The organism is Leptothoe sp. PORK10 BA2, from assembly GCF_034932105.1.
GTDB lineage: Bacteria > Cyanobacteriota > Cyanobacteriia > Phormidesmidales > Phormidesmidaceae > Leptothoe.
In genome coordinates this window covers 15,739-29,173 of record NZ_JAYGIG010000038.1, presented here as the reverse complement: position 1 = coordinate 29,173, position 13,435 = coordinate 15,739, and the positions used below count along the sequence as shown (strand labels likewise).

The window sequence follows — 13,435 nt, the reverse complement described above, 5'->3', positions numbered from 1 at the left end:
CAGACTTTCCCTGCTAGGCTTTCGGCTTGTTCAAAAACGGTCCATTGCTCAGACCATTCTGGGAGTTGCTGACAGATCTCTTCGATAGACGATACAATCATGACTAAGTTTTTTGATTGGGACGGGACTATTATCCCATCCCTTTTTTCTTTTTTGTAGAGGGTCCCATAACACCTGGATACGCCCGGTATATCCTCTGTTCCATGATTCTCTGGGTCGAAAAAATCCACAACCTGAATTAATTACACTGGTTTTCCATGGGCTTATATTGCCCATGGTTGGCCCATGACTATCTAACTGATATCTAACTGGGTGTAGAAGAATTCCCCTGGGCACTCTTAACCGCCACCCAGGGGAACTGTTGCAGGTTGGTAGTCGCGCACATCGTAGGGGGCTGGCACGACTATATAGCCGGTTTCCAGGCTGCCTAGCACCTGGTTTCGCTGGTGGGCCCAATACCACCAGTGGGCGGCCCCATAGGCGCAGAGCATACTATCTAGCTGATCTTCCACTGCTTTTAAGGCTGGACCCTGTTGGGGAATGGGGGGGAGATCCTCCACGGCTAGCGGTGGGGTGTGACGGGGTAGATGGTGGAGGATGAGCGATCGCAACCGCTCCAGTTCTTGCCGCCGCTGGGCAATGGGGCCTTTTTTGTATTTGATAATGCGAGCCAGACCAAACAGGTGAACCATGGCCGGATGGGGGAAAAACTCAATCTGATAACGGCCCGGTTGCTGGGGTTCTAGGGTGGGGGCATGGGTAAAGCCTTGGTCAGCCAGGGCTTGGCTAAAGGCCAGCAGCCGGGGGGCAAAGGCGGAGGCTTGATTGGCGGGATAGCAACCGGCATGGTACTTGCCGAAATATTGGTGGGCCAGACGATCGGGCTGTCGCATTCCCGTGGGATTGGGGATAATGGTGGGGGCATCGACGGCCACCATGGCAGGGACCGGGGCCGGGGCCTGAGCCATAACCCAGGCCAGCACATCGCCATGGGTGGCCAGACGATCTAGGGCCATCAGCGATAGGCCATTGGCGGTCAGTTGCAGACAGCAAACGCCCGTCGGTCCGGTGTGCCAACCCAGATCAATCCCTAAAAAACGCATAGTTTCCACTTCTAAACTGGGCTATTCCCTCAAAATACAGCCTGAAATTGTCCCTGGCTTGATGTCTTTCTATCACTCTTACTTTTTCCATACCCGATGGCTGCTGCAACTAGTGGATTTATTCTCGATCTCACTACGGTCCTGGGGGCTTCCGCCCTGGGTGGCTACCTGAGCAACCGTTTGAAGCAACCGGTTTTACTGGGGTATCTGCTGGCGGGTCTGATGATCGGTCCCCTGGGACTGCGATTGGTGAATGATACCGAGGCCATTCAGGGGCTAGCCGAGCTGGGGGTGGCGTTTTTACTTTTTTCTCTGGGGGTGCAGTTTTCCTTAGCAGAACTCAACCGGGTGCGGAATGTAGCGATCCAGGGCAGTGTGCTCCAGATTGGCATTACCACTGCTGCGGTGGCCACCATTACCTGCCTCTTGGGCTGGGCCACCTCCCTGACCCAAGGTATTTTCCTGGGGGCGGTGCTGTCCCTTTCCTCCACGGCGGTTGTGCTCAAAACCCTGACGGAACGGGGGGAAACCAATACCCGCCACGGTCAGATTATGTTGGCGATTTTGATTGCCCAGGATCTCGCCCTGGGGGTGATGTTGGCCATTGTGCCGTCCTTAAATTCTCAGGGGTCGCTGCTGCCGATTCTGGGGCTGGCCCTCCTCAAGGTGGTGGGGTTTATTGGGGGTGCGATCGCAGCAGGCTACTGGCTAGTGCCCCGCATTATTCGCGCCGTGGCCCGCACCGAAAGTGATGAGTTATTTCTGCTCACCCTCCTGGCCCTATGCCTATCGGTGGCCCTAATCACCGCCCGTCTAGGTCTCTCCATTGAAATTGGAGCCTTTGCCGCCGGATTAATGATTGCGGAAATCGACTATGCCGACCATGCCCTCAGCCGGTTTCTGCCCTTGCGGGATACTTTTGCCTGTTTGTTTTTTACCTCCATCGGCATGCTGATCGACCCGCAGATTTTAATTCAAAATGCGGGCATTATCCTGGGGCTGGTTGCCCTGACCATGGTGGGTAAAGCCTTAATTGTGCTGCCGGTGGTGCTGTCCTTTGGCTATTCATTTAAAACCTCCTTGCGCACCAGTCTCGGCATCAATCAAATCGGAGAATTCTCCTTTGTGTTAGCTCTGGTGGGTCTAGACAACAACTTAATTTCAGAACAAACCTATCTGTTGTTGTTAGGTGCTACTGCCATTACCCTGGTGTTTACCCCCTTCTTGTTTGAGTCCGCCAACCCCATTGCCGAAACCCTGCTCAAGTCCCCTCACCTCGGGCGGTTTCTCACCCTTTGGGAATCTCCCCAACAGGTCTGGATTGAGGATGCCCTGACCCACCACATTGTGGTAGCCGGCTATGGTCGTGTGGGGCAGGTGGTGGTCAACATTTTGCGGCAACAGAACCACCCGGTGTTGGTGATTGAAAATAATGAGGCGGCCATCCAAACCCTGCGCCATCGGCAGATTCCCTACATTCTGGGCGATGCCGACTCGGAACAAATTTTAGACAAGGCCCATTTGGACAAAGCGCTGGCCCTGGCGATTACCCTGCCAGCCCCCACCAGTACCCGACTATTGTTGAAGCGAGCCCTGGCCATTGCCCCCGATTTAGATGTGATTGCCCGGGCCCACATCACCGCTGAGATTGATAGTCTCACCCAGGCCGGAGCGAGAGAAGTGGTGCAGCCAGAGTTCGAAGCCGCCCTAGAGCTAGGCTCCCACCTGCTCAAAATCCTGGGCAAGGCCCCCATGGATATTCAAACCACCATGGAAGCCATTCGGCTTAATCGCTATCTCAGCATTCGAGAAGGTAAATAGCCCTCAGCATAAGAGGTTCCAGGCGGCGATGCGATCTAACGGTTGTGAAAACAAATAGCCCTGGCCATAGCTACAGCCGAGGTTGATCAGTTGTTGTGCCTGCCATTCGGTTTCAATCCCTTCCGCCACAACATCGAGGTCAAGCACCTGAGCTAACTGCACAATCGCCTCAACAATTTTAAGATTGTCACGGTCGGACTTCATATCCTTAATAAAGGCCCGATCAATCTTCAAGGTATCCACCGGTAGCTGTTTGAGATAGCTGAGGGAGGAATACCCGGTCCCAAAGTCATCAATGCTGATTTGAATGCCCCAGCGCCTGAGCTGGGCCAAGGTTTCAAACACCGCCTGGGTATCACCGATTAAGAGATTTTCTGTGATTTCAAACTTAAGCCAAGCGGGCTGCACCTGAGTCTGTTTCAAGACAGTGTCAATCTGTTGCACAAACTGTTCCCCCTGCAAATGCCGCACCGAAAAGTTAACGCTAACAAAGGGAATTTTCTGCAAAGGATAGGCTCGGTGCCACTGGCTGAGCTGTTCACAAACCGTACGAAACACCCAGTTTCCCAGCTGAGAAATCAGATCACTTTCCTCCGCCAGGGGGATAAAATCGGCTGGGGACAAAAAGTCAGAGGTGCCCTCAGGCTGCCACCGTACCAGGGCTTCATATCCCACAATGGGTGCGGCAGTCGTCGGGGAGGTGAGGGTCACAATGGGCTGATAAAAAACCTGCAGCTGCTGTTGGCGGAGGGCTTGGCGCAGCTGACTTTCTAAGGTGAGGCGATGGAGGGCTCGTCGATGCATTTCAGGCTGGAAGACCAGCCAACCTTCAGGTTTTTGTTTGGCTTGAATCAATGCCAGGGAGCCATCTCGCAGTACATGTTCGGCATGGCAGTAGCTGGAGTCAACCAGCACTACCCCCACATGGGCGCTAATGGTAATTTCGTGGTCCCCCAGGGCAATGGGGGCAGCGATTCTCTGTTGTAACCGTTGCACCAATGAGGTGATGACGGTGTGAGTAGTTCCCATGGGAAGCAGGATGGCAAATTTATCATCCGCCAGCCGCGCCGCCACACCATGGGTCGGTACCGAGACCAGGATCCGAGCCGCAATTTCCATCAGCAACCGATCGCCCTGCAAATGGCCCAGGGTATCGTTAATGGTTCTAAAGCGATCGCAATCTAACATTAATAGGGCTGACCACCGACTCTGTAAGGGCTGGGGGTTGAGCGGGAACGGATTTTGAGTCACCGTTTCCTCTAAGAGTTCAATCAATCGGGTGCGGTTAGGCAACCCCGTCAGGGAGTCATACATGGCCATGTGCATCAGCTTGGCTTGGGCCTGCTGCCGTTCATGGCTCTCTTGCTGAAGGATGCACATGGCCTTATGGAGCTGATTGGTCCGGGTGAGCACCCGCTGTTCAAGCTCTTGATTAGTTTGATGAATTTGGGCTTCAGCCAATTCATACTGCTGTAGTATGATGCGAAGCTTTTGATTTTGGGTTTTGAGCGTTCGCCTGAGATACCCCAATTCTAAATGATGGGCTATGCGCACCAAGACTTCAGCAGGTTGAAACGGCTTAGTAATGTAGTCTGCCGCACCCACCGAAAACGCCCTTAATTTATCGGGCACCTGGGCTAGGGCACTCATAAAAATAATCGGGATATCGGCGGTGGCTTCGTTGTCATGCAGCTGACGACAAACGGAAAACCCGTCCAGGTCGGGCATTTGAATATCCAGCAAGATCAGATCCGGTCGCTCAGAGGCCATCATCATCATAGCCCTGGTGCCGCTGGTGACATTAATTACATCGTAGCCAGCTTGGCTGAGGGCCATGGATAGTAACCGGAGATTGCTGAGGATATCATCAACAATCAAGATTTTGGATGGGCTGCGAACTTGATGACGCAAGACCATCGGAGTAGGATCAACGTTATGGGTCGGGAACAAACGAATTAAACCGCTATTATCTTTAGACTAGACTTTAGTGGCCCTAACTAGCGATCGGTAGCTTGATCGTAATTATAGACGTGTCTTCTGCCGCCGGTAACACCAGTTCTCCATTGAGCGCTGTCACCATTTCTTGGGCGATGGCCAAGGTCAAACCGGTGGAAAGATAAACCGAGGAGAGATTACTCAAATCCACTTCACGTCCGTAGAGGGAGGTGTCTAACCGCACATTGAGATCGCTAACAGGACGATCGGCCTCTAGAGTGAGTAGGACCTGATCACCCTCGGCATAGGCCCCCAGGGTAATATCCCCCAGCTTTGTAGCGGTAATAGCATCATCAATTAGACTGATCAGCATCATTTGTAGCCACTTGATGTCGCTACATACCGACAGGTCGGTCGGCTTAAAGGTGAGGCGGAGATTGCTATGGGCCGCCTGCATATGGGTCAGTTCCTGGAGGGTTTTAAATAAGGAAGCTAAGGCAATAGGTTCCAGCCGGGGGATCTCTCGACCAATGTCGAGTTTGGAAGCCGCAATGATCGTATCAAACAGCTGTAAAACCTTATAGGCAGCCTCTTTAGCTTCGCCAGTAAATTGTTTTTCCTCTTCTGGGGTTTCGCACAGCCCTTCTAAGATTAGCTGATGTAGACCAATGACGCTATTGATGGGCGATCGCAACTCATGGGCCGAACGGGCAAGAAACCCACTTTTAAACCGTTCTAACTGGCTCAGGCGTTCGTAGGCCAGGGTTTGGGGATCTTGGGGGGAAGTACCTTGGATCGCGGGGGCAGGGTCTGGCTCATCATCAGAGTCCTTTGGAGAGGCGAGCTCAAGAGGAGTAACGCCATCGGATATCAGACCATCGGATATCACCCCATCGGACTGGGGAACCTGAGTGGACAACGGTTGGGTCCGGCTCAGTCTAGCGGTGACTATCCCAGCAAGATAGCCCACCCCGATCAATATTGCCGCTTGCCAATCCATAGGAAATATAGTGATAAGTACTTTTGTATTAAAGATGAATCAACCAAACCCTCATTACCTATACTCTACAAATAAACCGTTCCCTGACGTAAAATCTCCCAATGGTCTAACTGCCAGCGGGCAACGGTGGAGGGCATGCCGGATGGGACGGGCAGGCTAGATGCTAAAGCCCCTGAAGCCCCAACAAGTTCTTGTAAAGCGCAAATTTCTAAGCCATAGACCTGGGGAAACTGGTCTAACACCTGGTCTACTCCCATCAGTTGAGGCTGACCCGACAGGTTGGCACTGGTGGTGGCCAATGGCCCCGTCAGGGTTAAAATTTGCCGGGCCACCGGATGGTTGGGTACCCGCACTCCAATGGTGTCGGGGGTGGTGAGATGCATGGCCAGGGGCACCTGGGCACTGGCCGGGATGACCAGGGTTAGCTGCCCGGGCCAGTGTTGGTCGGTAATGGCCTGCCACTGATCCCCGTCCATGGCAACATCGGAGACATAGGGCCACAGGTCAGGGGCACTGGCCCCTAGCAAAATCAGGGACTTTTCTGGACTGCGCCGCTTCAATTCATACAGAATAGAACTGTGTTCAGGATTTACCGCCAACCCCCAGACGGTGTCCGTGGGGAGGGCAATGACACCATCCCCGCGAGCAGCTTTCACATAGTCCTGAAGGGACACATAGGGCATCGATTATCTCCACCACCCACTGGGTTAACTGAATGCCTATAAATGACTATTGACCGCCCACCTGCGTCAGGGTCTGCCGTAAGTTTCCATCATTCTGCTCCAATGCGACCTGGGCAGCCTCTTTGTCCAAGTTGGCCCAGTGCATCAGTAAGGCCAGCTTGACCTGCTGGTCACTGCGCCCCAGCAGGATATCGGCCTCATCTCGGGAGAGGTCGGTGAGGGCGGTCATAATTCGCAGGGCCCGGTCGTGGAGTTTGGTGTTGGTCACCGATACATCCACCATGCGGTTGCCGTAGACCTTGCCCAGCTTGACCATTACCCCGGTGGATAAAATATTTAAAGCCATTTTGGTGACGGTGCCCGACTTTAGTCTAGTGGACCCCGCCAGTACTTCTGGTCCTACCGGTAGCCGCAGATCAATATCCACTTCAACATCTACCTGATCCTCTGGGACACAGGCGATAAAAATGGTGGTGGCCCCTCGCAGATTGGCCTCCTCCAGCGCCCCATGGACATAGGGCGTCGTTCCCCCCGCCGTGATCCCCACCACCACATCCAGGGCGGAAATTTGGTGGGTGGCCATGGCCGTTGCCCCATCTGCAGGTAGGTCTTCTAGGGCTTCTGAACTTTTGAGTAGGGCGGGCGTACCCCCGGCTAAAATGCCCTGCACCAGCTCAGGGGGGGTGCAAAATGTCGGTGGACATTCAGCGGCATCTAGCACCCCCAGACGGCCACTGGTGCCTGCTCCCACATAAAACAAGCGGCCCCCTTCCCGCAGGGCTGCTGCGGTGCGATCGATGGCCTCCGCCATTAGCGGTGCGGCGGTAGAGATCGCATCTACCGTACGCTGGTCCTCCTGGTTAAACACCCGCACCATTTCCAGGGTCGACAGCTGGTCCAGGTTCTGACTGTGGGGATTAATCTGCTCGGTGAGGAGGTAGCCGCGATCGTTAAGGGTATTGGTCATAGCAAATTCTCCAACTGCTGGCGGATCCGATCCAGCTCATTTTGGGACATATCCCGGTCCATATCCGCCGGTGAGGATTGGGACCCCAAACCGCCGGGCCGAGTTTCGGGGTCCCAATCCGTTGTCTCTAGGTTTTGATCGGGGGGCATCACCAGGGTACCGGTTTCCACATGTTTTGCCTCGTAGCCTGCACCGTGACAAAATTCCTCAATTTCTTCCGACTCAAACCCTTCTACACTACAGGGCGGAAAATCCTGGGCCTCTAACAGCCCACCAAAGCGAGTGGCGTCATCTTCGTCTTCAAACATCAGCACTATGTTGCGATCGCCTACCTTCAGGGAGTGGATCCCCTCATTTTCAGTGCGAGCATTAAACAGAACCACAAAAACACGCATGGCCGTTCTCAGGTGTAGAAGGTTTGCTAGTTATCTTATCAGCCCGATAAAACCGTCTTTGCCATGTTTAGCGTTCCAGACAGGCTGGGCTTTGGGTTTGGCTGGGCTGCTTGAGGGTGGAGGGGAAAGGGAGCAAGGGGAGGACGGCTATGGACGACTCAATGAAAAATAAATATTACATCCGCTTTATCGGTAACTACCTAGACGGACGATGGAAACCTTAGGCAATTCACTAGGGTTATGCTGCGCATTTACCACTGTGTCTAAATTAATCGATCGGTATTCTCCATTCTGTTTTCTCCGGCGAGTGACCGTTAAGGTTTCGGGATAAACCAGCTGCGGCGTTGGGGAGTGCTTGTAGAGCTGAAACAGAGACATACTTCTCACAATTGTGGAGAATGGGACCCTGGTTATAGATCAAGGAAATTACATCGTAATGACTGACTGTATTCATGTTTCAGGCATTCGGGCCTATGGCTATATTGGGGCATTGCCGGAAGAAAATGTGTTGGGCCAGTGGTTTGAGGTCGACCTGACCCTGTGGATGAATCTCACCGTGGCGGGTCAGTCCGACATCCTGGCGGACACCCATAACTATGCCGATATTATTCAGCAAACCCAGCAGATTATTCAGACAGAGAAATTTAGGCTGATTGAACGGTTAGCGGATGCGATCGCAACCCAAGCCCTAGACAACGATACGAGGCTGGAAAAAGTCCAGGTCAGGGTCCACAAACTGACGCCCCCCGTCCCCAACTTTGATGGCCAGGTGACTGTAACAATCGTCAGATCTCGTCCCTAGAATCCGCTACCATGCTGTAGCAGTAACCATGGGAGCCACCCTTTGCCACCGTTGCCTAAGTCAAGGTTGACAATGCCATCGCCCTGGCAATTGCCGGGGATCTTGGCCCTAGCGACGCTACTGCGGCTGTGGCGGTTGGCGGCTAAACCCCTATGGGTGGATGAACTCTATACCGCGTTTTATAGCCAGGGTAAGAGTCTGGATGTCATTCCCTTCAACACGTTGCTGCCGCCAGCGGACTACTGGGCCCTGCTCAACAACCCTGGCAACCCTTGGCAGGCAGCCCAGGCCGTCACCACCCACAGCAATCATCCGCCTTTGTTTTTCATGGCAATGAATGGCTGGCTCCACGTGGGGGGCACATCCGTTTGGAATCTGCGGGCCTTTGCGGTGCTGTGGGGCGTGGTGGCGGTGGCGGGAGTGTTTTACCTGGGGCGACGGGTGGGTGGTCCGGAAAACGGCCATCGAGTAGGTATGGTAGCGGCACTGCTGATGGCGGTGTCTCCCTATGGCATTTACCTATCCCAGGAGGCCCGGCACTATAGTTTGGCGGTTGCGATCGCACTGTTTGCCCTAGTTAATTGGATCGCCCTGCTCCAAGGGGAGCGGTCCCCCCAACGCTGGCTGAGCTGGATCGGCCTGAATACCCTAGGTCTCTATGCCCATTACTTCTATAGCTTTAGCCTCATAGCCCAAGGGCTGGTCACCCTCATCAGTCTGCTCTGGCGAAAACCCCGGCGACACCAAGCAATCCCCTGGCTCTTGGCCATGGGAGCCATAGCACTCCTGTATTTACCCTGGCTGCCCACGGCTATTACCCATTTTCAAAGTGAGGGTGGGACTGACTGGCTGAATCAGCCTCACCCCCTGTGGCAAACGCTTTTACTCCCCTGGCTGCAGTCCTTAGCGGCCGCCCTATTTATGCTCATTTTGCTGCCGTTGGAACAGATGCCCCTAGCGGTGAAGATTACCTCCGGGCTGGTCATGCTGGGGGTTTTTGGGCTGGTACTAAGCCAGATGATTCGGGGCTGGCGACGGGAGCCACTGCTGGATCTGGGGTTCCCCATAGTCAGTTATGGCCTGGGGGTGTTTGGCATCATATTAACCATCACCTATGGTCTGGGGAAAGATCTTACCCTGGCTCCCCGCTACTTTTTTATGGCCTACCCGGCGGTGACTGTGGTGGCTGCGTTGGTCCTGGTCCGCTGTCGGCGCTGGGTGGTGGTGGTTGCGATCGCAGCCGGTATTCTCAGTCAGCTGTTCATCAGCTATGACCTGGCCCTACTCAAGCCATACCTACCGGGGCAAGTGGGCCGTCGCCTCGGCGCAGATTCCTCCCCAACGATTGTCCTCATCGCCCCCCAGCAAGACAACTACCGGGCCCGTTTCCTCAGCTATGTGCTGGCCATCCCCGAGTCCAAAGACAATGGTAAAAACAACGGTAAAGACAACAGCAGAAATAACATCCAAATAGCTTTTACCCCACCAGCTAGCCCCGAAACTTGGCAACCCAACTTGACCAACCAAGAGGCTATTTCTGAGCTGATATCCGGGTCTATCCCCATGGATCACCTGACCCTTTGGATTGTGGAACCAAAGCGGCTCACCCCTTTTCCTCTGACGGTGACCCTGGCTAACCACACCTGTTCCCCCATGGGGGAACGGATTAAAACCGAAGGTACCCGGCAACAAAAATATCAGTGTAGTGAATCCCAATAGTGAATCCCAGCCAGGGTGCGAGCAAAATAGCCCCATTGCCGTCACTATGACAGCTTAAATAGTTTCACAAATTACCTATGATTGCCGATGCCAGTCGCTATACTCAATCCTCGACAGCCCCGTACAAGAGTGTCCATTTTATTCCCAGCGCCCACCTTATAAGGACAGGTACTAATGACGTTTCGAGCTTTAAATTCCCTGACCCACCTCAAGCGAGTCTATCTCAAATCCTTAGGCATCCTGACGGCAGCCACCCTCACCCTGCTATCCACCCCCGCGTTGGCGGGGGATCCATTTCGGGCTGGCGCTGACCATAACATTGGCCCACACACGGAAGCAGCCTTTGAGGCCTTCTTTAAACAGGGTGACTATGTGGAGGCTCGGGCGGCCTTGGACTTGGCGATGGCGTCCGAGTCGGACGACCCCCTAGTGCATGGCATGGCGGCTTCCATGGCCTATCTGGACAACGATTTTGATGCTGTAGCTCGGGAGGCGGCCCTGACCAAGTCTACGGCTAAAGCATTGCTCGAAACCGACCCCCTGCGAGGAAACATCTATTCTGCGGTAGGCATCTTCATGGAAGGGGCTCACCTGATGAGTACCGAAGGGGTAGCCCGCAGCACCCCCGCCGCATTGGCCATGTTGCAACAGGTATTTGGCCACATGGACGAAGCTGAGAAGATTGACAGCACCGACCCAGAACTTAACCTAGTCAAAGGGTTCATGGATTTAATGCTGGCGGTGAACTTACCCTTTTCCGATCCGGCAGATGCCATTGATCGCCTATCCCAGTATGGCAATCCTAGCTATTTGGCCTATCGCGGCATTGCCCTGGGCTATCGGGATTTAGGACAAATGTCCGAGGCCATGGAGGCGGTGAATCAAGCCCTAGTTACAGCGCCTGAAAACCCAGAACTGTTTTACTTAAAAGCACAGCTGCACCGTCGGCAAGAACAGATCGATGACAGTATTGCCATGTTTGATAAAGCATTGCAGTACGCCGATCAGCTGCCCTCTCGCCTAGCCCAAAAGATCTACAAAGAAAAGTGTCGTACCGAGGGGCGTTCCCATGAGACCTGTGGTGTAGAAGCCGCTGACTTTGTTAACGGGCTTTAGACCATTCTCTAAATCGGCAACCATGCAAAACTAAATCTAAACAATGCCTGGGCAGGGAAAATATCTCCCTGCCCAGGCATTGTCTATTGGGGCCTATCACTTGTTAAGAAATGTAATTAATTCAGCTTAAATAACATTTAAACAAGTAGCAGCCCCGCTGATAAATTAGCCGATTAAGGCATTCAACGAGGCTGAAGACGCAGTTAGGAGGTATCTTGGTTACCACCTTAACTGCCGAAGTCAGAATTCAGTAACTAATTTAATAAGTTCTTAATTGTCATCAGATAAAAAGCGACTTTTTATTTAGATTTATATTTATTTTGCATTACTTAATAAAGTAAATAATCAATGCAAAAACAACATATCCGTAGACAAAAATTGTCACAGTAGAGATATTCTCTGGGGTTGGGCTAATCAGCTCCCTGGAGCGGGTCCCTGGAGCGGGTCCTCTGATTGACCCAGGGTGGCTTGCGAAGAAAACCTATGGGAGGTCAGCGATGGCAATTAAAAGTATTAACCCGGCCACTGGCAAAGTTTATAAAACCTATACGCCGCTGACGTCGGATGAGATAGAACAGCGTTTGGCGGCAGGGGAGGCCCAGTATCGCCAGTACCGCTGGACGTCGTTTAGTGAGCGCAGCCAATGGCTGCAGGCGACAGCGGACTATTTAGAGGAGCATGCGGATGTGCTCGGGCGCATTATGACCCAGGAAATGGGTAAGCCACTGGGGGCTGCGATCGCAGAGGTACAAAAGTGTGCGTCGGTCTGTCGCCACTATGGCGAAAACGGTGCAGACTATCTGGCGGATGAACACTCCGATATCGGCTATGTCCGCTACCAGCCCCTGGGGATCATCCTGGCCATCATGCCCTGGAACTATCCCCTGTGGCAGGTCTTTCGCCTAGCGGCCCCGGCCCTCATGGCGGGCAATGTGGTACTGCTCAAGCATGCGTCCAATGTGCCTAAATGTGCCCTGTCCATCGAACAGGTTTTTCGTAAGGCAGGCTTTCCCCAGGGAGCTTTCCAAACCCTGTTAATCGGTCCAGACCAAACGACTGCCGTCATTGCCGACGAACGGGTGCGCGGCGTCAGCCTCACTGGCAGTAACTTCGCCGGGGCTCAGGTGGCGGCTACCGCCGGGCAGCATCTAAAAAAAGTAGTGTTGGAACTGGGGGGCAGCGATCCCTTTATTGTGTTGCCCAGTGCCGATTTAGAATTAGCTGTGGAAACAGCAGTGACCGCCCGTCTGCAGAACAACGGTCAGTCCTGCATTGCCGCTAAGCGATTTATCTTAGTGGGTGACATCGCCGATCAGTTTGAAGCTCGGCTGGTGGAGAAATATCAGGCCCTGGTAGTTGGCGATCCGTTACAGCCTGAGACGGACATTGGCCCCCTGGCTACCCCGTCCATTTTGCGCGATATCCACAAACAGGTACACGATTGTCTCATTGCCGGAGCCAAGGCCTTGGTGGGAGGTAATTTGGAAAAACTCAAAGCCAGTCTGCCCCCGGAGCTAGAGCTAGGAAACTTTTACCCCCCCACCATTTTGAGCCATATTCCCCCTGGCACCCCCGCCGATCAAGAAGAATTCTTTGGTCCCGTGGCTCTGCTTTTCCGAGTGCCGAATTTGGACGCCGCCATTGAACTGGCCAATGGCACCGCCTTTGGCCTCGGAGCCAGCGGCTGGACCCAAGATCCCGCCGAACAGCAGCGACTGATCAATGAACTCGAAGCCGGAGCCGTCTTCATCAACAGCATGGTCAAGTCAGACCCCCGTTTACCCTTTGGCGGCATTAAACAATCGGGCATTGGCCGTGAATTAGGCCGCCACGGCATGTTGGAATTCGTCAATGCCAAAACAGTCTGTTTAGGTTGAGCTTGATTGTTTTCGGT

12 protein-coding genes are annotated in these 13,435 nt (G+C 53.6%); 5 read left to right on the top strand and 7 right to left on the bottom strand.

The genetic code is table 11. The features are described 5' to 3' along the window. Window positions 1-338 precede the first annotated feature (338 nt). On the bottom strand, window positions 339-1,103 hold the full coding sequence (locus VB741_RS10815) for a DUF429 domain-containing protein (protein WP_323365183.1): 765 nt from the start codon (window positions 1,101-1,103) through the stop codon (window positions 339-341). A gap of 96 nt (window positions 1,104-1,199) precedes the next feature. Between VB741_RS10815 and VB741_RS10810 the strand changes: the two genes are divergently transcribed. Further along, a complete protein-coding gene (locus VB741_RS10810; RefSeq protein WP_323365182.1) occupies window positions 1,200-2,924 on the top strand; it encodes a cation:proton antiporter in 1,725 nt (574 codons plus the stop codon). Between the two features lie 3 nt (window positions 2,925-2,927). On the opposite strand, the gene VB741_RS10805 is transcribed toward VB741_RS10810, so the two are convergent. From VB741_RS10805 to VB741_RS10780, 6 genes are all read right to left on the bottom strand, one after another. Further along, window positions 2,928-4,841: a two-component system response regulator gene (locus tag VB741_RS10805; RefSeq protein WP_323365181.1), complete on the bottom strand. Its 1,914-nt coding sequence runs from the start codon at window positions 4,839-4,841 to the stop codon at window positions 2,928-2,930. A gap of 76 nt (window positions 4,842-4,917) precedes the next feature. Next, the gene (locus tag VB741_RS10800) at window positions 4,918-5,859 is read right to left on the bottom strand and encodes a sensor histidine kinase (RefSeq protein ID WP_323365180.1); all 942 of its coding nucleotides are present in this window, start codon (window positions 5,857-5,859) and stop codon (window positions 4,918-4,920) included. Window positions 5,860-5,924: 65 nt separating this feature from the next. After that, on the bottom strand, window positions 5,925-6,542 hold the full coding sequence (locus tag VB741_RS10795) for an L-threonylcarbamoyladenylate synthase (protein ID WP_323365179.1): 618 nt from the start codon (window positions 6,540-6,542) through the stop codon (window positions 5,925-5,927). Between the two features lie 46 nt (window positions 6,543-6,588). Continuing rightward, a complete protein-coding gene (gene murQ, locus VB741_RS10790) occupies window positions 6,589-7,509 on the bottom strand; it encodes an N-acetylmuramic acid 6-phosphate etherase (protein WP_323365178.1) in 921 nt (306 codons plus the stop codon). Continuing rightward, window positions 7,506-7,904, bottom strand: a complete 399-nt coding sequence (locus VB741_RS10785; protein WP_323365177.1) for a DUF3110 domain-containing protein — start codon at window positions 7,902-7,904, stop codon at window positions 7,506-7,508. Before VB741_RS10785 ends, murQ begins: the two co-directional genes overlap by 4 nt. Window positions 7,905-8,090: 186 nt before the next feature. Beyond that, the gene (locus tag VB741_RS10780) at window positions 8,091-8,282 is read right to left on the bottom strand and encodes a hypothetical protein (protein WP_323365176.1); all 192 of its coding nucleotides are present in this window, start codon (window positions 8,280-8,282) and stop codon (window positions 8,091-8,093) included. A 58-nt stretch (window positions 8,283-8,340) separates the two neighbouring features. Here VB741_RS10780 and folB point away from each other — a divergent pair, with 58 nt between their 5' ends. The 4 genes from folB (at window position 8,341) to VB741_RS10760 (ending at window position 13,418) form a co-directional block, all read left to right on the top strand. Continuing rightward, window positions 8,341-8,706 (top strand): dihydroneopterin aldolase, encoded by a 366-nt coding sequence (gene folB / locus VB741_RS10775; RefSeq protein WP_323365175.1) that lies wholly within the window; start codon window positions 8,341-8,343, stop codon window positions 8,704-8,706. A 72-nt stretch (window positions 8,707-8,778) separates the two neighbouring features. After that, window positions 8,779-10,425 (top strand): glycosyltransferase family 39 protein, encoded by a 1,647-nt coding sequence (locus VB741_RS10770; protein WP_323365174.1) that lies wholly within the window; start codon window positions 8,779-8,781, stop codon window positions 10,423-10,425. Between the two features lie 174 nt (window positions 10,426-10,599). Further along, window positions 10,600-11,541 carry a Sll0314/Alr1548 family TPR repeat-containing protein gene (locus tag VB741_RS10765; protein WP_323365173.1) on the top strand — a complete coding sequence of 314 codons (942 nt, stop codon included), beginning with the start codon at window positions 10,600-10,602 and terminating at the stop codon, window positions 11,539-11,541. A 497-nt stretch (window positions 11,542-12,038) separates the two neighbouring features. Beyond that, complete coding sequence (locus VB741_RS10760; RefSeq protein ID WP_323365172.1) at window positions 12,039-13,418, top strand: NAD-dependent succinate-semialdehyde dehydrogenase; 1,380 nt, start codon at window positions 12,039-12,041, stop codon at window positions 13,416-13,418. Window positions 13,419-13,435: the final 17 nt, after the last annotated feature.